The 19,040-nt window shown below is 62.4% G+C and carries 16 protein-coding genes; 13 read left to right on the top strand and 3 right to left on the bottom strand.

Annotated features, from left to right (window positions below; all coding sequences use genetic code 11):
• Positions 1–3 precede the first annotated feature (3 nt).
• Genes ACRECS_RS21020 through ACRECS_RS21010 form a run of 3 tightly spaced genes read left to right on the top strand, consistent with a single transcriptional unit; the run spans position 4 to position 6,497 of the window.
• On the top strand, positions 4–3,216 hold the full coding sequence (locus ACRECS_RS21020; protein WP_431584914.1) for a hypothetical protein: 3,213 nt from the start codon (positions 4–6) through the stop codon (positions 3,214–3,216).
• Complete coding sequence (locus ACRECS_RS21015; protein WP_431584913.1) at positions 3,213–3,710, top strand: hypothetical protein; 498 nt, start codon at positions 3,213–3,215, stop codon at positions 3,708–3,710. Before ACRECS_RS21020 ends, ACRECS_RS21015 begins: the two co-directional genes overlap by 4 nt.
• A gap of 9 nt (positions 3,711–3,719) precedes the next feature.
• On the top strand, positions 3,720–6,497 hold the full coding sequence (locus ACRECS_RS21010; RefSeq protein WP_431584912.1) for a DEAD/DEAH box helicase: 2,778 nt from the start codon (positions 3,720–3,722) through the stop codon (positions 6,495–6,497).
• Between the two features lie 265 nt (positions 6,498–6,762).
• Here ACRECS_RS21010 and ACRECS_RS21005 read toward each other — a convergent pair whose 3' ends face one another.
• Positions 6,763–7,818 (bottom strand): 4-oxalomesaconate tautomerase, encoded by a 1,056-nt coding sequence (locus ACRECS_RS21005; protein WP_431584911.1) that lies wholly within the window; start codon positions 7,816–7,818, stop codon positions 6,763–6,765.
• Positions 7,811–8,482, bottom strand: coding sequence for a 4-carboxy-4-hydroxy-2-oxoadipate aldolase/oxaloacetate decarboxylase (locus tag ACRECS_RS21000; RefSeq protein ID WP_431584910.1), 672 nt, complete (start codon positions 8,480–8,482; stop codon positions 7,811–7,813). The genes ACRECS_RS21005 and ACRECS_RS21000 overlap by 8 nt, the downstream gene beginning before the upstream one ends.
• A gap of 97 nt (positions 8,483–8,579) precedes the next feature.
• On the opposite strand from ACRECS_RS21000, the gene ACRECS_RS20995 reads away from it, so the two are divergent.
• The 9 genes from ACRECS_RS20995 to pobA are packed head-to-tail and all read left to right on the top strand — an operon-like array spanning position 8,580 to position 16,384.
• Complete coding sequence (locus ACRECS_RS20995) at positions 8,580–9,785, top strand: LysR family transcriptional regulator (RefSeq protein ID WP_431584909.1); 1,206 nt, start codon at positions 8,580–8,582, stop codon at positions 9,783–9,785.
• Between the two features lie 53 nt (positions 9,786–9,838).
• A complete protein-coding gene (locus ACRECS_RS20990) occupies positions 9,839–10,684 on the top strand; it encodes a DUF1932 domain-containing protein (RefSeq protein ID WP_431584908.1) in 846 nt (281 codons plus the stop codon).
• The gene (locus ACRECS_RS20985; protein ID WP_431584907.1) at positions 10,681–11,706 is read left to right on the top strand and encodes an amidohydrolase family protein; all 1,026 of its coding nucleotides are present in this window, start codon (positions 10,681–10,683) and stop codon (positions 11,704–11,706) included. Before ACRECS_RS20990 ends, ACRECS_RS20985 begins: the two co-directional genes overlap by 4 nt.
• Complete coding sequence (locus ACRECS_RS20980) at positions 11,703–12,608, top strand: amidohydrolase family protein (protein ID WP_431584906.1); 906 nt, start codon at positions 11,703–11,705, stop codon at positions 12,606–12,608. The genes ACRECS_RS20985 and ACRECS_RS20980 overlap by 4 nt, the downstream gene beginning before the upstream one ends.
• Positions 12,605–13,015 carry a protocatechuate 4,5-dioxygenase subunit alpha gene (gene ligA / locus ACRECS_RS20975; RefSeq protein WP_431584905.1) on the top strand — a complete coding sequence of 137 codons (411 nt, stop codon included), beginning with the start codon at positions 12,605–12,607 and terminating at the stop codon, positions 13,013–13,015. Before ACRECS_RS20980 ends, ligA begins: the two co-directional genes overlap by 4 nt.
• Positions 13,015–13,869, top strand: coding sequence for a class III extradiol dioxygenase subunit beta (locus ACRECS_RS20970; RefSeq protein WP_431584904.1), 855 nt, complete (start codon positions 13,015–13,017; stop codon positions 13,867–13,869). Before ligA ends, ACRECS_RS20970 begins: the two co-directional genes overlap by 1 nt.
• Positions 13,866–14,807, top strand: a complete 942-nt coding sequence (locus ACRECS_RS20965; RefSeq protein ID WP_431584903.1) for a Gfo/Idh/MocA family oxidoreductase — start codon at positions 13,866–13,868, stop codon at positions 14,805–14,807. The genes ACRECS_RS20970 and ACRECS_RS20965 overlap by 4 nt, the downstream gene beginning before the upstream one ends.
• 3 nt (positions 14,808–14,810) lie before the next feature.
• Positions 14,811–15,200, top strand: coding sequence for a hypothetical protein (locus ACRECS_RS20960; RefSeq protein WP_431584902.1), 390 nt, complete (start codon positions 14,811–14,813; stop codon positions 15,198–15,200).
• The gene (pobA, locus tag ACRECS_RS20955; RefSeq protein WP_431584901.1) at positions 15,197–16,384 is read left to right on the top strand and encodes a 4-hydroxybenzoate 3-monooxygenase; all 1,188 of its coding nucleotides are present in this window, start codon (positions 15,197–15,199) and stop codon (positions 16,382–16,384) included. The genes ACRECS_RS20960 and pobA overlap by 4 nt, the downstream gene beginning before the upstream one ends.
• 224 nt (positions 16,385–16,608) lie before the next feature.
• Here pobA and ACRECS_RS20950 read toward each other — a convergent pair whose 3' ends face one another.
• Positions 16,609–18,900 carry a TonB-dependent receptor gene (locus ACRECS_RS20950; RefSeq protein ID WP_431584900.1) on the bottom strand — a complete coding sequence of 764 codons (2,292 nt, stop codon included), beginning with the start codon at positions 18,898–18,900 and terminating at the stop codon, positions 16,609–16,611.
• Between ACRECS_RS20950 and ACRECS_RS20945 the strand changes: the two genes are divergently transcribed.
• Positions 18,887–19,024, top strand: a complete 138-nt coding sequence (locus ACRECS_RS20945; RefSeq protein ID WP_431584899.1) for a hypothetical protein — start codon at positions 18,887–18,889, stop codon at positions 19,022–19,024. The genes ACRECS_RS20950 and ACRECS_RS20945 overlap by 14 nt on opposite strands.
• Positions 19,025–19,040: the final 16 nt, after the last annotated feature.

Genomic DNA, 19,040 nt, shown 5'->3' with positions numbered 1-19,040 from the left:
ATAGTGGCCACCCAAAAAGAACAAGTCGCACTAGAGGTCGCCAGGGCCGTCGGCGCAGGCAAGGCTGTTGCGCTGGAAACCGTTGATTTCGGCGACCCAAACCGCCCCAAAACCTGTCTTGAAGTGGATTTCCCGATCTTGTCGGTGAATCAGGTTGCGGTGATCGAGGGCAACGCGGGCAAGCCCATCTATCAGATGTCGAAGTGGTGGGCGCGGCGGCGCTCCAGCGTGTTTCGTTCCATGCTGATCGCGGCGGCCACTAAAGCGCCGGAAGACCCTTCACACGCGGCGAAGCTCGTGTGGGACAACTACTACGCCAACCATCAGAAAAAAGGTGCGTTCAAGCAGCTCAAAGTCGCCGATATCTTTATGGGAGGTGGCACTACGCTCGTGGAAGGCTCCCGCCTTGGCATGCAGATGGTGGGCAATGACCTCAACCCCGTAGCATGGTTCGTGGTCAAGCAGGAGTTGGCCGATGTCGATCTGGATGTAGTCAAGAATCTACTCGCCGATGTCGAGGCGGAGGTCAAACCGCAGCTCATGCCGTACTATTACTGCGACGGTCCCGACGGCGAGAGGGGCAAATGGACCCACCGCCCAAGCAACAAGGTGATGCCCGCCAATTTTGATCCGCTCTCCATTCCGCAAGGCGAGCGCAAGGACTACTCATACGAAGGCCCGGAGGCCATCTACACTTTTTGGGCCAAGCACGGGCCATGTCAGGTTACTGGGTGCGGTCACCGCACGCCAATCATGACCAGCTCGGTGATGGCGGTGAAGACGATCACCGTCAAACATTGGGACCATACCTGTGGCGAATGCGGCGCTGGTTTCCACGTCGAGGAAGAGGCCGCGCGAATGGCTCCAGATGCACCGCTGTTTGTCGCGCCCTCTGAGCATCCGTTTTCTGTGCTCCATCACCAGAAAGGCGTCGTTTGCCCGCACTGTCATCATGCAACCCTGGTCAACCTGGGCAAGGGAAAGAATAAGAAGGTCGAATTGACCCTGATGGTGCATCCGAATTGGCTGGCGGGCGAGGCAAAGGAAGATGCTAGCGGCCTGCCCTACGGCGGCTCGGCACAGGATGGGGCGGCAGCCACTACGCGGTGGGATCAGGCGCGCGCAGCCAAGATTCGTCTGCTTGAAGTTCGCGGCACGCTACCGGATGAAGTGACATGCCCTGAAACGAACATGACGTTCGCTCCCAGGAAAGGAACGGTTCCGAAGAAATCGCACTACGCCTGTTCAGCTTGCGGAACGGTGCAAGATGTACTGACGACCATCAAAGCCACAGGCAAGACCGGGCCGATGGCCGCTTATGCGGTTCAGGGCTACGCGCCCAAACGTGATGCAGCGGGCAAGCCATACGGCGGTCGCTTCTTTGCCGCCTACGACTCTGCGCACGCTAGGCAGTACGATGCTGCGTTTGAGGAATGGGAACGGCGTAAAGATACAGACTTGAAAAACTACTGGCCGCGCTCCGAACTTCCCTATGGTTTCATGACGCACCATCTTCAAGGCGGCGTTCCGAATCATGGCTTCACACATTGGTGGACGATGTTCCATCCACGGCAGTTGCTCGTGCACGCACAACTTCTCAAAGCCATCCTGAGTGTAGGTGAATACGAGTGGAAGGTACGTGAGTTCGTTTTGGGAGCTTTTCAGAACTACCTGCGAAACCAGAGTGTTCTTGCCTTTTGGCATATCACCAAGGATCACTTCGTTCCGGCACTGTCGAATAACAACTTCCATCCGAAATCAACGCTGGTTGAGGTGGGAGTGTTTTCACCTATGGGCTACGGCCCTTGGAAATCTTGTGTTCCCATTCTTCTTGAAAGCCGTAATTGGGCGCTGCGACCGTGGGAGTCCGTGAGCGCAGAAAGCCTCAAGATAAAGAATGCCGCGCTTGCCGGAAGCATCAGCGGGAAGAGCGAGAAGGTCTTCCCAGATGACCCCGTCAACGAAGGAGACATCTTTTGTGGATCATCTACAGATTTAACAAACCTTGCAGATGCAAGTCTCGACCTTGTGATCACTGATCCACCTTTCGGTGGCCTCCTACATTATTCTGAACTTTCCGATTTCTTTTATGTTTGGCTAAGGCTCGCTCTCAAGGACAAGTATCCCGAATATTTCCAAGCGGAGTACACGCCAAAATCGCTGGAGGCGGTCGCCAACCGCGCACGGGAGCCGGAGGACTCGGACGGCTTCTACCAGCGTCTGCTGACACAGTGCTGGCGCGAGGCGCACCGTGCACTCAAGCCCGGCGGTATATTGGCCTTTACCTTTCACCATAGCGAAGATGAGCCTTGGGTGGCGGTGTTGGAATCCCTGTTCGACGCGGGCTACTACCTCGAAGCAACGTATCCCATCCGTTCCGACGAAACAAAAGGCGAAGGGGAGTTCGGCTCAAAGACGATCGAGTACGACATCATCCACGTCTGTCGTAAGCGCATCGATGAGCCTAAGCCGGTGAGTTGGGGCCGGATGCGCCGAGAGGTAATGGCGGACGTGCGCCAGTTGCAGGCCATGTTGGAAAACCACGCAAACGAAGGTTTGCCCGCTGCGGACCTTCAGGTCATCAGGCGCGGCAAAGCACTGGAATACTTCTCCCGCCATTACGGCAAGGTCTATGTCGATGAAGGGCGCGCCATCTCGGTCAAAGATGCGCTCATAGGTATCAACCAACTCATCGACGAGGATGCCGACAACGGCAAGGAGGCGGCGCCCGTCAACGCCGAGCCGATGACACGCCAGTTTTTGCGAACCTTCGGCAACGCTGCCGACCTGAAGCGTGACCAGTTGCAGAAATTCCTGAAGGGCTCGATTACCACCCCGGACGAATTCGTGCAGCGCGGCTGGTGCGTGGAAAAGAACAAGGTCTTCACTCGCACGGGTCCGCTTGAATTCGCGCGCGAATGGTCCGGGAGGCACCGCAGCCGCATGACCTCCGACCTTGACCAAGCGTTAGTGTTGATCGGCGCGTGTTACGATGGCAGCGGCATAAATGCTTCGGATACTTTGAAGAATGAGAACTTCAAGCCGCATGTTGCGCTAAAGCCACTCTTGGAATGGCTCCATCGCAACGGCCCAGACCAGGCCGCCCGCAACGCGGCCTCACGCGCGGTGTCGATCTATAACGGATGGCAATCGAGCCAGGCGCCCCGGCCCACGCAGGCATCGTTGTTCGATGACGATGGGGAATACCAACGATGAGGCAACTGCTGGACACAGTGTGGCAGCGGCGCGGCACCAGTTGGGTGTGGGACGAGGAAGCACGCAATCAGGTCTGCTCGGCCAGCGAAGTCTGGAGCTTGCGTCAGTTTCTGCGGGCAGTGGGTGACTGGCCAGAGGACCTGCCAAGCAACGGCAGCAATACTTTGGTGGTCGCCGGTCTCGACGGTAGCCTCGACCTGCTCGGGCCGCCGGACGCCGAGTCATGGCTTGGCGATACGATCAAGCCCGCCATCCTATCGTTCCAGGACGAGTACGGCGGTGATGCGGCGCTAGTGTTTTGGCTGCCCGGAGGGAACACTCGCATCAAGGCACAGGCAGTCACCGACGAGGTGAGCTGGTTGTGCCACACGCCCCACCGCCATCAGATCGACCTCGGTCGCATTCTGTGGGGTCAGGCGAACGAGTACCCGCAAGAAATTCTGCTGCGCGACGGCGGTAAGGCCGCCGGCCTGTTCCATCTCCGGATTACGTGAGGGCGGCAAATGACGGCAGAGGCTCAGTTCCAACCCGGCGAGCGCATCACCCATCATGAATATGGGCAGGGTGTGGTGCTCGACCCGGTGCGTGACGGTTATCTGCGCGCCTTTTTCGGCATCGGCGAGCGCCGGGTTCCCGCCGTTTCGTTACGGCGCGAACTTACGCGTACCGAGCGCATTTTACGCGCTGTGGACGGCGGGGCTGAGCGCGGGCGCAAGGCTTGGCTTTCCTATGAGGCGCACGCACTTCCGGTGATGGAAAGCGCCTCGGCGCTGACCTCGGCCAAGATAGACCTGTTGCCTCACCAGGTGGTGCTCACACATCGCATCGCGACCGCCTCACCTCGGCGCTACCTAATCGCCGACGAGGTCGGCCTCGGCAAAACCATCGAAACAGCGCTGATTCTCCGCGAGCTTGCGAGCCGGGGCGAGTTGAGGCGGGCGTTGATGGTCGTACCCGCTGGCCTGGTGAACAACTGGCATCGCGAATTGAACGAGGTGTTCAATCTCGACTTCGAGGTGTTTGGCTCGGAGGGCGATATTACCGATCGGAAGACCAACGCCTTCGCCAAACATGACCGGCTGATCGCCAGCATCGACACGCTGAAACGTCCGGTGCGCATCAAGCGCCTGCTCGATGCGCCGCGTTGGGATTTGGTGGTGTTTGACGAAGCGCACCACCTGACCGCCTATCGCACGGGCGGCAAGGTACGCAAAACCGAAAACTACAAGCTGGCCGAGGCGCTCAAGGACCACTCACGCGATCTCCTATTGCTTTCGGCGACGCCGCACCAAGGCAACCATTTCCAGTTCTGGATGCTGGCGCAGTTGCTCAACCCGACGCTGTTCCGCAGCCCGGAAGAGATGTTGGAGAACCGCCACCGGCTCAACACAGTAATGTTTCGTCGCACCAAGGCCGATGCGTGTCAGCCGGATGGCTCACCGTTGTTCGCGCGACGGTGGGTTCACACAGAATCCTTCATAATGTCGGACGGTGAACGGATTTTCTACGAAAAGCTTCGTGAGTATTTGGAGGACGGCTTCGACCTTGCGCGCCGCCAAGGCAATCAGGGGCGCGCGCTGGGCTTCCTCATGGCGATCTTCCAGAAGATCGCGGCGTCCAGCTTCGCCGCCGTGAGGCGCACCCTCAAACGTCGCCTGCTGATGCTCACGCTGCACGAGGCGTTCCTGCGCGATAAGGAACTGGATATCGAGGGTCGCGAACGGCTGACCGAGGAGGCGCGCGAGCTGATCCACGAGGAGTTCCGCCTGGCACGCGACAGCGTTGGGCGTAGCGAAGTGGATCGCGTCCTGGCCGACCTGAAATACCGCTTGGTCAGGAAGCTGGACGAGGAGGCACTGGAGATGGCCTCTGATCCCTACGATAGTGAATTTGCAGCCGTGCATGCGGAAGAAGCCGCCTCGGCGGTAGTAAACCTTCATCTTCCCGAAGAGCGCCTGCGAATCGACGACCTGCTGAGTGTGTTTCCGGCCCAGCGTGAAACCAAGATGCAAAAATTGGTCGATGGCTTGGGCACGCTGTGGCGGCAGAACCAGAACGAAAAGATCGTAATCTTCGCGACTTACCTCGGTACGGTGGACATGATCTCCCGCGAGATCGAGCAGAATTTCCCTGGTCAAGGCGTGGTTGTGTTGCGTGGCGGCGATCACGGCGCCAAAGCGGCTGCGGAGCGTCGCTTCCGGCAAAAGGATGGTCCGCGCGTCTTGGTCTGCACTGCCGCGGGGCGGGAAGGCATCAACCTCCAATTCGCGCGCATCCTGTTCAACTTCGACCTGCCGTGGAATCCGATGGACATGGAACAGCGCATCGGGCGCATTCATCGGTACGGGCAGAGCCACACAGCGCAGGTTTACAACCTGGTGCTCTCGGACACCATCGAGGGCCGCATCTTCCTGCTGCTGGACGAGAAACTGACCGAGATTGCGCGCACGGTCGGCAAGGTTGATGAACAAGGCAATGTTGCCGAAGACCTGCGGGCGCAGATTCTGGGGCAATTGTCTGAGCGGCTGAACTACGACCGCTTGTATCAAGAGGCACTGTCCGATCCCGAATTAAAGCGCACGCAGGTGGAGCTGGAAGCGGCGCTGTCGAATTCTCGCGAGGCGCGGCAGGTTGTGTTCGACCTTTTCCAAGATCTCGATGGTTTCAGTTTGGACGACTACAAACCGTTCTCGGACGTATCGAGCAGTTTGGATCGGTTGGTGCGTTTCCTGTCGACGGCGGTTGCAGATCGCCAGCAGAAATTGGTGAAGGTGGACGAGGTTACCTACGATCTGGTGACTTCGGAGGGCACAGGCCGTGCCCGCTTCAGCCTAAGCCGTGAAGCTGCGACAAACCAGGATGAGCTACAACTTCTGGGCTTGGATCACCCGTTGGTGCTGGAGGAGTTGGGGCGGTGGCGAGGCCTGGCGCCGGAGGAGATCGGCATTGCCGTGTCCGGCGACATGGATGAGCCGGTTCTGCTCTCCCTTTGGATGGTCGAGACGTCGGCTGGCAACGGCGAGCGGCAGGTGGTAGTGCAGCCCATCGCAGTCAAGCAGGATGGCACGCGAATCCCGGCGGTCGAGCGACAAAGCGAAAAATACTTGCAGGCGCCCGCTGGTACATCGGCCTTCCAGCCCGAGCAGCGCAGCGATCTATTCGTCCACGCGGTCGAGCCCACTTTGCAGCGAGAATTGAAGCATAAGGGAGCTGTGAACGATGACGGCAGCTATTCGGCGGAACTGATTGGATATATCGAGATTGCTTGTCGCGGCGTCTGACGGTGGGTGACGCCCGCCCAACCTAATCCAAACTGGATCAGAAAATCTCGGTCGTATGTTGGTACCGATGTTGGTATCCAGCAACCCGATCGAAAGTTTTCGCATTTATTTCAGATAGGTACGCCTCTTCTTCCAGTCCTCTTCTGGCACCATTCTCCAGTCTCGGGGGCGTCCACGAACGCCTCCGTCAGCGGCCGGGTCCAAGGCGCTTTTTCCCTCTCGTCGGAGATGGGCATGAGCTGGCCCTTTCTGCCCCGAGCGCCCCTTAGGGGAACAGCGTTCCATCCATCAGCTTGCGCGCCGTGCGCAGCAGCGCGGCGCTGACCACCGCACCGCTGTCGTCCATTTCGAGCACGCAGCTCATCTCGCCGGTGGGATGCTCGACCGACAGCGTCTTGCGGGCACCCGCCGGGATCGCCGCCACTGCCGCAGCGGGAGAGCCGTCGACCAGGCAGGCCGTCGCCACGCTGACAGCGCCGAGCACGCCGATCGTGGCATGCGCGCGGTGCGGGATAAAGCTGCGCACGGTAACGGCTCCGCCATATCGCGGCGGCGCCACCAGCATGATCTTGGGCACCGATTTTTCGGCGACGTCGCCCAGGTTCATCATTGGCCCGGCCACCAGCCGGATCGCCTCAATGCGCGCCTTGAGCGCGGCATCGGCGTCAAGCATGTCGCGATCCTCATAGCCCGTCGCCCCGACATCCGCCGCCTTGAGCACCACGCACGGCATGCCGTTGTCGATCAACGTGCAGGCGACCCCCTCGATCAGATCGACGGTATTGCCGGTCGGCAGCAGCGCGCCGCATGACGAGCCGGCGGTATCGCGAAATTCGAGCGGAATCGGCGCGGCGGTGCCCGGCACGCCATCGATGCTCGCGCTGCCTTCATAGGTCGGGACCCCATTCGGCGTCCGGCAGGTGGCAATCGCGATCTGGCCGGTATTGACCATGTAGATCGCCACGCGCGTCTCGTCGCCCGCTGGCGGGATCAGCGCCCGCTCGATCGCAAAGGGGCCCACGCCGGCGAGCATATTGCCGCAGTTCTGCGCGTCGGACACGATCGCCTGGTCAACAAACACCTGCAGGAACAGATAGTCGACATCCACGCCGTCGCGCGCCGATTTCGCAACCACCGCCACCTTGGAGGTCAGCGGGTCGGCCCCGCCCATCCCGTCGATCTGGCGCGGATCGGGCGAGCCCATTGCGCGGAGCAGGAAGGCATCGCGCGCCGCAATATCCGTCGGCAGGTCGTCCGCGACGAAAAAGCCGCCCTTCGACGTCCCGCCGCGCATCCACATGCAGCGGACGCCATCACTCATAGCGCAGCCCCATCGCCTCGAGCTTGCCGCGCATGTCGTAGATGTCGAGCCCCAGCTCGCCCGCTGCCAGCCGCGCGCGCTTGGCCTCCTCCGCTGCCTCGCGCGCCTGCGCCCTGGCCAGCACCGCGGCCGCATCGGCGCGCTTCACCACGCATACCCCGTCGTCATCCGCCACGATCACATCGCCCGGGTCGATCGCTGCCCCGGCGCAGACGATCGGCACATTGACCGATCCCAGCGTCGCCTTGACCGTCCCTTGCGCGAACACCGCTTTCGACCAGACCGGGAAGCCCATCGCGGTCAAATCGCGCACGTCGCGCACGCCCGCATCGATCACCAGGCCGCGGCACCCGCGCGCCATCGCCGATGTCGCCAGCAGGTCGCCGAAATAGCCGTCCTCGCACGGACTTGTCGGCGAGAGCACGAGGATGTCGCCGGCCTGCAATTGCTCGATCGCGACATGGATCATCCAATTGTCTCCCGGTGGCGCGGAGATCGTCACCGCTGAGCCGGCGATCCGCGCGCCTGAATAGATCGGCCGCAACCGGCTCGCGAGCAGGCCGGTTCGCCCCTGCGCTTCGTGAACGGTGGCAACGCCGGCCAAAGCCAGGGCATCGACGATTGGCGGACCGGCGCGCTCGATGGTGGTGACGACCCTGGCCATGTCTCTCTCCTTTGTCCGGCTATGGCGTTCGCCAGTTCATGCTTCACTGCAATTCGAAAGAGTGCCGCGACGATAAGTTTTCTCTATAAGTGAGGAAATGGAGACACAGACCTTCGACCTTAATCTGCGGCATCTTCGCGCGCTTTCGGCGATCGTCGCCCGGGGCAGCATGAGCGCGGGCGCGCAGGCGGTCAGTCTGTCGCAGCCGGCCCTGACTCAAGGTCTCGCCAAGCTCGAGCGCCAGCTCGGCGCGAGCTTGTTCGACCGGCGGCGAGACGGGGCAATCCCGACGCGTGCGGGATTGGCGATGGCCGAGCGGGCGGAGGCCGCTTTCCGGCATCTGCGCGCTGCGGTCCGCGGAAGCGGGCGGGGATTCGCACGGCCGGAGCAATTGATGACGGCGACTCAGCTCCGCGCATTCCTCGCGCTGTCCGACATCGGCAGCTTCATCGGGGCCGGGGTTGCCACGTCATTGTCCCAGCCCGCCATCCACCGTGCGGTTCGTGACCTCGAACAGGTCTGTGGCGTCACGCTGGTCGAACGGCGCGGCCGGGGTATTGCGCTCACCGAGGCCGGTCGCCGGCTTGCACGCGGTATCCGGCTGGCCGGTTCCGAAATCGCCGCGGGCATTGTGGAGGTGGCGCCCGACGGGTCAGCGCGGGGGGCGGTCGTTATGGGTGCGATGCCACTGTCGCGCGCGCATCTGCTTCCCTGGGCGATTGCGCGGGTTGCGGATGCCGCCCCGCTTACCCGGTTCGACGTGGTCGAAGGGTCTTGGCGCGACCTGGTCGAACCGCTCCGCGATGGCGCGATCGATTTCATGATCGGTGCGCTCCGGCCGCAACCCGGACCACCCGACCTCGAGCAGCAACCGCTGATGCGCGATCGGCTCGCGATCGTCGCCCGTGCCGGTCATCCGCTGGCCGGTGCAAAGGCCCCCGGCCGCGCGGCGCTGGCGCACTATCCCTGGATTGTCGGCCGCGCCGGCAGCCCGATCCGGACGGTGTGGGACGAGATGTTCCGCGGCGACGCGACGCCAAACGCGCCGATCGAATGCGGATCGGTCATGGTGATCCGGGGGCTGTTGCGCGAGCGCGACTTTCTCACCCTGTTGTCGCCCGATCAGATTGCACTCGAGATCGACAGCGGGATGCTCGCGACTGTGGGACCGCCGCTCGAAGAGAGCGAACGGATGATCGGCATCACCACCCGGGCAGGCTGGCGCCCGACACATGTGCAAGCCTTGTTCATCAACGCCTTGAAGGAGATTGCAGTTCAACTCAGGACTCAGGATTTTCAATGACCGATCCGGCATTCCGAATAGGCGCGAGTCCCAACCCGCCCTAATCGGTGGACATGCAGAAGCGCATCGCATTGATCGGGTTGGGAGAGGCTGGCACGGCATTTGCGCCCGGGCTATCGGCCTTGCGGACCTGTTTCGATATCGATCCGGCGCATGGGCGGATCGACGGCGTGCGACGCGCGACCTCGGTCGAGAAGGCGCTTGCCGGCGTCGAGGCGGCGCTTTCGCTCGTCACCGCCGACCAGGCATTGGCCGCGGCAATGGCAGCCGCGCCGCATCTGTCGCCGGGCGCGTTATGGTTCGACATGAACAGCGTCGCGCCCGCTACCAAGCGAGCGGCTGCGGCACTCATTGAGGCGGCGGGTGGTCGCTATGTCGATGTCGCGGTTATGGCGCCGGTCCATCCTGCGCGAACTGGCGTGCCGCTGCTGCTCTCCGGCGCTCACGCGGAGGCCGGCGCGCAGACGTTGCGCGCAATAGGATTCTCCACGGTGCGTGTCGTCGCCGGTGCGGTTGGCCGTGCGTCCTCGATCAAGATGATCCGCTCGGTCATGGTGAAGGGCATTGAGGCACTGACGGCGGAATGCGTCCTCGCCGCGGCACGCGCTGATGTGCTCGACGAGGTTCTGGGGTCGCTCGATGCCAGTCCGGCGCCCGACATCTGGGCTGAGCGCGCGGACTATAATGTCGGGCGCATGCTGCAGCATGGTCTGCGTCGTGCCGCCGAGATGGAAGAGGTGGTCAGGACGCTCGATGCGCTCGGTACGGGCACCGCAATGTCGCGCGCCACTGCGATCCGTCAACATGAGATGGGAAGGTTGGGCGGGATGCCGGCCCCGGCCGGCCTCGCCGCCAAGCTCGCGCTGATCAATAGTGCGCGCGAGGTCGAAGCCGCATGACCCTCATCATCGACTGCCACGGCCATTATACCACCGCCCCGCCACAGCATGATGCGTGGCGCGAGGCGCAGACGGCCGCGTTCAAGGCAGGCGAGGCCGCTCCCCCCTATCCGGCAATCTCCGACGACGAGATTCGCGAGACGGTTGAAGCCAACCAGCTCAAGCTCCTCAGGGAGCGCGGCGCGGATATGACGATCTTCTCCCCCCGCGCCTCCACCATGGCGCATCATATCGGTGACGAGGCCGTCTCCCGGCAATGGGCGCGGGTCTCGAACGATCTGATCGCGCGGGTCGTCGGCCTTTATCCCGAGACCTTCGCCGGGGTCTGCATGCTGCCGCAATCTCCCGGTGCTGATCTCCAGGGGTCGATCGAGGAGCTTGAGCGCTGCGTCACTGAACTCGGTTTCATCGGCTGCAATCTCAACCCCGATCCGGGCGGCGGGCATTTCGCATCACCTGCGCTCACCGACCGTTACTGGTACCCCTTCTACGAGAAGATGGCCGAGCTCGACGTTCCGGCGATGATTCATGTCTCGGGATCTTGCAATCCGGCGCTCCATGCCACCGGCGCCTACTACATCGCCGCCGACACGATCGCCTTCATGCAGCTGATCCAGGGCGACCTGTTCGGGGATTTCCCGACATTGCGCTTCATCATCCCCCATGGCGGCGGTGCGGTGCCCTATCATTGGGGCCGCTACCGGGGCCTGGCCGACATGCTCAAACAGCCCGGACTCGACACGCATGTGATGAACAATGTGTTCTTCGACACTTGCGTCTATCATCAACCCGGCATCGACTTGCTTGCCGAAGTGATCGACACCAGGAACATCCTGTTCGGCTCCGAGATGGTCGGCGCGGTGCGCGGCATCGATCCGCAGACCGGGCATTATTTCGACGACACCAAACGCTATGTCGATGCGCTGCCGATCGACGATGCGCGCAAGCACGCGATCTTCGAGGGCAATGCGCGGCGTGTGTTCCCCCGGCTCGACGCCAGGCTGAAGGCGCAGGGAAAATGAGCGCGTTCATCGCCGATGCCGATTGGCTCTGTTTCGATCCGGCGCCCTCGAAGCCCGACTTCACGCCGCCGCCCGGCGCCGTCGACGCGCATTGTCATGTGTTCGGCCCTGGCGATGTCTTTCCTTACGCCCCCGAGCGCAAATATACGCCGTGCGATGCCGGCCGCGACCAGCTCTACCGGCTTCGCGACTTTCTCGGCTTCGACCGCAACATCATCGTCCAGGCGACGTGCCATGGTACCGACAACCGGGCGATGATCGACGCGCTCGCCCATTCGAAAGGCAAAGCGAGAGGCGTTGCGACGGTTGGCGCCGACATATCCGCCGGCGAGATTGCCGCGATGCACGCGGCGGGCGTTCGCGCCGTGCGCTTCAACTATGTCAGGCGCCTCGTCGATCCCCGGCCCGATGCTCATTACCGGGCGATCATCGACCGGATCGCGGCGCATGGCTGGCATATCGTGATCTATTTCGAGGCTGCCGACCTGGCCGAGAAATGGGCGTTCTTCACCTCGCTGCCGATCACCATCGTGGTCGATCATATGGGCCGCCCCGATGTCACCAAGTCACCGGACGGACCCGAATTCGCACAGTTCCTGCGCTTCATGGAGCATGGGAATATCTGGTCGAAAGTCACCTGCCCCGAGCGTCTGTCGAAATCACCACCCCCGGGCTATGACGATTTCGTGCCGTTCGCGCGCGCCGTGGTCGACCGTTTTCCCGACCGGGTGCTGTGGGGAACGGACTGGCCGCACCCGAACATGAACATGGTCGGTCATATGCCCGACGACGGCGCACTGATGGATATCATTCCGCGCATTGCCACCAATGCCGACCTGCAGCACAGGCTGCTCGTCGCCAATCCGATGCGTCTCTACTGGCCCGAGGAGGTTGACGCATGACGGTGCCGACCGACATCCATGACTATCTGGCGGAGCTGGAGGATATCCCGGGCACGCGGGTGTTCACCGCGACGCGTGCGCGGCGTGGCTATCATCTCAACCAGTTTGCGATGAGCCTGATGAAAGCGGAGAATCGCGAACGCTGGAAGGCCGACGAGCGCGCCTATCTCGACGCCTGGCCGATCAGCGAGGAGCAGAAGCAGGCCGTGCTCGATCGCGACTATAATCGCCTACTCGACCTTGGTGGCAATATCTATTTCCTGGCCAAGGTCTTCTCGACCGACGGCAAGAGCTTCCTCCAGGCCGTCAGCACGATGAGCGGGATGAGCCTGGACGATTATTCCGCGATGATGATCGCCGGTGGGCGGTCTCCCGACGGCCTGCGTTCGATCAAGGACAAGCGATAATGGCGCGCATCACCGCAGGTCTGGCCTCAAGCCATATCCCGGCGCTGGGGGCGGCGTCGGACCTGGGCAAGACCGCTGAGCCCTATTGGGCGCCGGCGTTCGCCGGATATGACTGGACCCGCAACTGGGAAGCCGAACAGAAACCCGATGTCGTGATCCTGGTCTATAACGACCATGCGTCGGCGTTCGATATGAAGATCATTCCCACCTTCGCGATCGGTTGCGCGGAAGAATTCCAGCCGGCCGACGAGGGATGGGGACCGCGTCCGGTCCCGGTGGTAAAGGGGCATCCGGACCTCGCCTGGCATATCGCGCAAAGCTGTATCCTCGACGAATTCGACCTGACCATCATCAACGAAATGGATGTCGATCACGGTCTGACGGTGCCGCTGACAATGATGTTCGGCCGGCCGCAGGAATGGCCCGCCCGGGTTATTCCCATCGCAGTCAATGTCGTCACCTATCCACCGCCCACCGGCAATCGCTGCTGGGCCCTGGGAGAAGCGATCGCACGCGCGGTGGCGAGTTACCCTGAGGATCTGAACGTCCAAATCTGGGGGACGGGCGGCATGAGCCATCAGCTCCAGGGACCGCGCGCCGGCCTGATCAACGCTGAATGGGACAACCGCTTTCTCGATCGGCTCCAGGGCGAAACCCAGGAACTGCGGCATATCCCGCATATCGAATATCTTCGCGAGACCGGCTCCGAGGGGATCGAGATGGTCATGTGGCTGATCATGCGCGGCGCCCTGGGCAAGACCACCCGGGCGCTGCACCGGCATTATCATGTGCCGGCAAGCAACACCGCGGTCGGGCACATCGTGCTCGAACCCGTTACGGAGACATTGGAATGAAGATTGCCCTCGCCGGCGCCGGTGCGTTCGGAGAAAAGCATCTCGACGGCCTCAGGCACATTGCCGGTGTGGAGGTGGTCAGCCTGATTGGCCGCCACCTCGACCCGACCCGGGCGATCGCCGCGAAATACGGGATCGGGCAAGCCACCACGGATCTGGCGGAGAGCCTCGCGCGCGACGATGTCGATGCGGTCATCCTGTGCACGCCGACCCAGATGCACGCGGCGCAGGCCATTCAATGCATGGATGCGGGAAAGCATGTGCAGGTCGAGATTCCACTCGCCGACAGCCTGGCCGATGCCGAGGCCGTTCTGGCCAAACAGCGCGAGACCGGGCTGACCTGCATGGTCGGCCACACCCGCCGGTTCAATCCGAGCCACCAATATATCCATCAGCTGATCAAGGCCGGCGAGTTCAACGTCCAGCAAATGGACGTCCAGACCTATTTCTTCCGCCGCCAGAACATGAACGCGAAGGGCGAACCGCGCAGCTGGACCGATCACCTGCTCTGGCATCACGCCGCGCACACCGTCGATCTCTTCGCCTATCAGGCGGGCCCGATCGTCCAGGCCAATGCGATGCAGGGCCCGATTCATTCCGAGCTCGGCATCGCGATGGACATGTCGATCCAGCTGAAAAGCGAAAGCGGCGCGATCTGCACCTTGTCGCTCAGCTTCAACAATGACGGGCCGCTCGGCACCTTCTTCCGCTATATCGGAGACACCGGCACCTATCTTGCGCGGTACGATGATCTCGTCACCGGCAAGGATGAGCCGATCGATGTGTCCGCGGTCGATGTATCGATGAACGGCATCGAGTTGCAGGACCGCGAGTTCATTGCCGCAATCCGCGAGGGTCGCGAGCCGAACTCAAGCGTCGCGCAGGTCCTGCCTTGCTACCGTGTGCTCGGCGCGCTCGCTCAGCAAGTCGACGGGTGAGCCATGAAGACGTTCGCCGACCTTGCCCGGGAACTGACGGCGCTTGAGCAGGTACAGGCCGATCTCGCGGCCATCGCCGCCCGGACCGACACGGACCGGCGATACGAGTTGATCCAGCTGCGCAAGGCGCTGTCGCAACAGATCGCCAGGGTCGGGCAGACCGGGGAGCTGATATTCGGCACCGATGCGGATCCCGCGGTCAGCCAGGCCTATCGCGACAAACTCTCCCGCATGCGAAGCGCGGCCGCGATGCATCAGGCCAACTGGCCCGCAGTGCGCCTGGATGAGGCGGATGACGAGTATAGGCGATCGGCGCTCCGTGTCAGGGAAGCCAACCGGGAATTCGTCGCCTGGACGCGCGACGCGCTCGCGCGCGCCGGCCACCGGACGTGACCAAAAATTCGCGTCGGCGCGTACAAGTCGCCATCATTGGCGCGGGGCCCGCGGGCCTGCTGCTCGGCCATCTCCTGCGTGCCGAAGGCATCACCTGCATCGTCCTCGAGCGGCAGACCCGGTGCCGCGTTGAAAACCGTATCCGCGCCGGCGTCCTGGAGACGGTAACCACGGATCTGCTGCAACGCCTCGGTCTCGATGAGCGCTTGAAATCCGAAGGCCTGGTCGAAAAGGGCTTCAACCTTGCGGATGGCGACAGGCTGATCCGGATCGACATCGCGGCCCTCACTGGTCGCCATGTGACGGTCTATGGACAGACCGAAGTCACGCGCGATCTCATCGACGCCGCGCCGGCGCGCGGGCTGGAGATTGTTTTCGAGGCGGACGCCGTGGCGCTTCATGACACCGACAGCGACACGCCGTCAGTCACCTATCAGGCCGATGGCATCGCGCATCATATCGATGCCGATTTCATCGCCGGATGCGACGGGTTTCACGGCCCGTCGCGCCAGGCCATCCCGGCGGCCTCGGCGCGGCAGTTTACCCGCGACTATCCGTTCGGTTGGTTGGGGATCCTGTCGGATGTGCCGCCGTGCCACCCCGAATTGATCTACGCGCATGGGCCTGCCGGCTTTGCGCTGGCGTCGATGCGATCGGCGACGCGAAGCCGATATTATATTCAGGTGCCGCTGACCGATCGGCTCGAGGACTGGCCGGAGGACAGGGTGTGGGACGAGCTTGAATCGCGCTTCGCCCCGCTTGCGTCCCGACCCGTTATACGCGGACCGGCATTGGAGATGTCGATCGCGCCGCTGCGATCCTATGTCTTCGAACCGATGCGCCATGGCCGGCTCTTTCTCGCCGGCGATGCCGCCCATATCGTGCCGCCCACCGGGGCAAAGGGCCTGAATCTCGCGGCGTCGGACGTGCATTATCTTTCCGACGCGCTGATCGCCTTCTTTGGCCGGGGCGAGGAAGGTGCGCTGTCCGGCTATGCCGACCGCGCGCTGGCGCGGGTGTGGAAGGCGGAGCGGTTCAGCTGGTATCTGACCAAGCTGATGCACCGCTTTCCCGAGGATGGTCCCTTCGAGCACCGCATGCAGAGCGCCGAATTGAACTATGTGGCGGAATCGACAGCGATGCAGACCGCGATCGCCGAAAACTATGTGGGGTTGCCGCTTTAGCTTTCCGGCGATGGCTGAATCGAGCTATTTCTGTTTAAGTATCTTATATATAACAATATTATTGGGATCTCGCTGCTGTGGAGGCGGGACAAGATATGGCACATACGGTGTCCCATATCTCCCCCCGCCCGTCACCCGAGACAACCGTCCCGGGCGGGCAAGGAGATCAGGTCTCCTCGCCCGCCCGCAAGCATCGAGCGCGAAATATCCGGCGGTGTCCCCGATCAGAAATGCACCGCGACGGTCGCGCCATAGCGCCGCGGGGGGCCGAGCAATTGATACTCGATACCAATGCCCGCGCTCACGCCCTTGCTCAGATAGAAATGCTCGTTGGTGAGGTTGGTGGCAAAGGCGCTGACCTCCCAGAACGAATGTTTGGGCACATAGCTGAGGCGCGCGGAGAGCAGGCCATAGGCGGGCACGAGGCCTGACGGATCATTGTCCGGCGTCACGAACGCGCTCGATCGATAGGCATAATCGATGCTCGGCGTGACCGTGCCGGTATCCGCGAGATCGATCGCATAGCGCGCGGAGAGCGAGTAGGTCCATTTCGGCGAATAGGGGATCACGCCCCCGGCGGTCACCGGTGCGCCCGGCTGGATTGATGTGTATTTGTTCGTGGTGTAGCCGCCCGACGCGGTGAGCTCGAGGCCCTTCACTGGCAGGATGGTGAGTTCGCCCTCAAGGCCTTTGATCCTGGAGGCCGCGACATTGCGGATGTCGCTGACGATGCCGGTTCCCACCACCAATATCTGCCGCTGCAGCTGGATGTTGCTGTAATCGGCGATATAGCCCGCGACGTTCAGCCGGACGTGCCGATCGAGCAAATCCGCCTTGAAACCGGTCTCGTAGGACCAGACGCTTTCCGGATTGAATGCGGAGAGCGAGGCGATATTTGACGGGCGCCCGTTGAAACCGCCGCTCTTGAAGCCCCGCGATGCGGAGGCATAAAGCAAGATGTCGCTGCTGACCCGGTAATCGAGTGCGAAGCGCGGCGTGAAGGCGTTCCAGCGATCGTCAAAGGCAGTTGGCGGGACATAGATGATCCCGCTTTCCGGGCTCCTCGCGCTGATCACGGCCTGCTTGTGGTCGCTGGTATAGCGCAGCCCCGCGGTGAAATTGAGACCCTGGGCGATATGCCAGGTTGCCTGGCCAAAGGCGGCATAGCTGTTGGTCGTCTGCCGATCGGACGTGGTGCGCGAAATGTCCGTCTGGGGATTGTGCGTGGCGCGGAAAAGGCCGGGGAGAACGGTGCTCACATCGTCCTGCGAGGATGTGTCGTGCAGGTAGAAAGCGCCCAGGATGAAATCGACCTTGTCGCCGAACAGAGTGCCCACCAGCTGCAATTCCTGGCTGAACTGCTTGGAGCGCATGTCTCTCGTCGTCTCGAGATAGACGACCGGGCTCGAATCCGCGTCGCGGGCAAAGGCATCGTGCGACTCCCGGTACGCGGTGATCGACTTCACCGTCACCCCGCCAAAATCATAGGAAATGGTGGCGCTCGCCCCGCCCAGATCGTCCCGCACGCGCTGGGGGTTGCGCGAATAATTGTCATAGTCTCCCGACCGGGCGACCGCCTGCGTCAATGTCTGGCCCGCCGGCGTCCCGACGGCATTATTGTAGAGCGTGAGGAGCGATGCCGGAAAGACGCGGGTCTGCGACGGGGGTGCCGTGTCGCGATAGCGGGTATAATCGGCCGAAAGGTCAATCGAGAGCGCGCTGCTCGGCGCCCAGTGCAGCCGGCCGCGAACGGAGAAATGCCGGCGATCGCCAAGCCGGCCGAGCACCTGGTTGGTCCCAACCGCGCGGCGGTCGCCAAAGCCATTCTCGTGCATATAGTCGCTGGCCAGGGTCACGCCGAGCTGATCATTGACGGCGATGTCGGTATAGCCGCGAGCACGCAACAGGCTGTAGTTCCCGCCCGATACTTCGAACCGGCTTCCCGGCGACGCGCCGGGCGTGCGGGTCACCAGATTGACCGCGCCGCCGACCGCGTTCTTGCCGAACAGCGTGCCCTGCGGGCCGCGCAGCACTTCGACGCGCGAGACATCGGGCAAGTCGATCGCACCGCCGGCGGAACGTGCAACGTAGATGCCGTCGACATAAACCGGAACGCCGGGATCCGAGTAGATCGAAGGATCCTGCTGACCAATGCCGCGGATATAGATGACCGGCAGCGCATTGGTCGGGGCGGTATAGCCCGCGCTGCTGATCGCCAGATTGGGTACGGCCCGGCCGAGGTCAGCGAGCGACGTGATGTTCTTGTCGCGCAGATCGTCCGCAGCAAGGGCGGTCACGGCAAGCGGCGTGCGCTGGAGCGATTCCTCGCGACGCTGCGCAGTCACGATGATGTCGGGAAGACCTTCTTCGCTTTGCGCGCCGTCCGCCTGTGGGTCGGTTGCCGGCGCGCTCGCAGCCGGTTGGCTCTGTGCCTGGGCGGCAAGCGGTGCGAGCATCGACGCCGATCCCAGCAGGCAGGATATCGTACGCCACGGCATTCCATTGAAGTTCGCCATCATCGTCCTCCCCAAAGCATTCTTATTTTCGTTCGACCTGGTTGGCGTGCTGACGGAGCTGGCCACCATTGTCGTTGCGGCCGATACTATTTGTATTTCGGCCTTTGCTTCCAATTCAGAATGAGAGCGCCATTGATTGT

The sequence above is a fragment of the Sphingomonas sp. genome (assembly GCF_050725575.1).
Classification (GTDB): Bacteria; Pseudomonadota; Alphaproteobacteria; order Sphingomonadales; family Sphingomonadaceae; genus Sphingomonas.
The sequence above is the reverse complement of the archived record's forward strand: the minus strand, read 5'-3'. Positions and strand labels throughout refer to the sequence as shown.

Coding starts and splice junctions, on each gene's coding strand:
- ACRECS_RS20965 (WP_431584903.1), top strand. CDS start 13,866: ATGAAGATTGCCCTCGCCGGCGCCGGTGCGTTCGGAGAAAAGCATCTC.
- ACRECS_RS20990 (WP_431584908.1), top strand. CDS start 9,839: ATGCAGAAGCGCATCGCATTGATCGGGTTGGGAGAGGCTGGCACGGCA.
- ligA (WP_431584905.1), top strand. CDS start 12,605: ATGACGGTGCCGACCGACATCCATGACTATCTGGCGGAGCTGGAGGAT.
- ACRECS_RS20960 (WP_431584902.1), top strand. CDS start 14,811: ATGAAGACGTTCGCCGACCTTGCCCGGGAACTGACGGCGCTTGAGCAG.
- ACRECS_RS21015 (WP_431584913.1), top strand. CDS start 3,213: ATGAGGCAACTGCTGGACACAGTGTGGCAGCGGCGCGGCACCAGTTGG.
- ACRECS_RS21000 (WP_431584910.1), bottom strand. CDS start 8,482: ATGGCCAGGGTCGTCACCACCATCGAGCGCGCCGGTCCGCCAATCGTC.
- ACRECS_RS20970 (WP_431584904.1), top strand. CDS start 13,015: ATGGCGCGCATCACCGCAGGTCTGGCCTCAAGCCATATCCCGGCGCTG.
- ACRECS_RS21005 (WP_431584911.1), bottom strand. CDS start 7,818: ATGAGTGATGGCGTCCGCTGCATGTGGATGCGCGGCGGGACGTCGAAG.
- ACRECS_RS20995 (WP_431584909.1), top strand. CDS start 8,580: ATGGAGACACAGACCTTCGACCTTAATCTGCGGCATCTTCGCGCGCTT.
- ACRECS_RS20980 (WP_431584906.1), top strand. CDS start 11,703: ATGAGCGCGTTCATCGCCGATGCCGATTGGCTCTGTTTCGATCCGGCG.
- ACRECS_RS21010 (WP_431584912.1), top strand. CDS start 3,720: ATGACGGCAGAGGCTCAGTTCCAACCCGGCGAGCGCATCACCCATCAT.
- ACRECS_RS20985 (WP_431584907.1), top strand. CDS start 10,681: ATGACCCTCATCATCGACTGCCACGGCCATTATACCACCGCCCCGCCA.
- ACRECS_RS20950 (WP_431584900.1), bottom strand. CDS start 18,900: ATGGCGAACTTCAATGGAATGCCGTGGCGTACGATATCCTGCCTGCTG.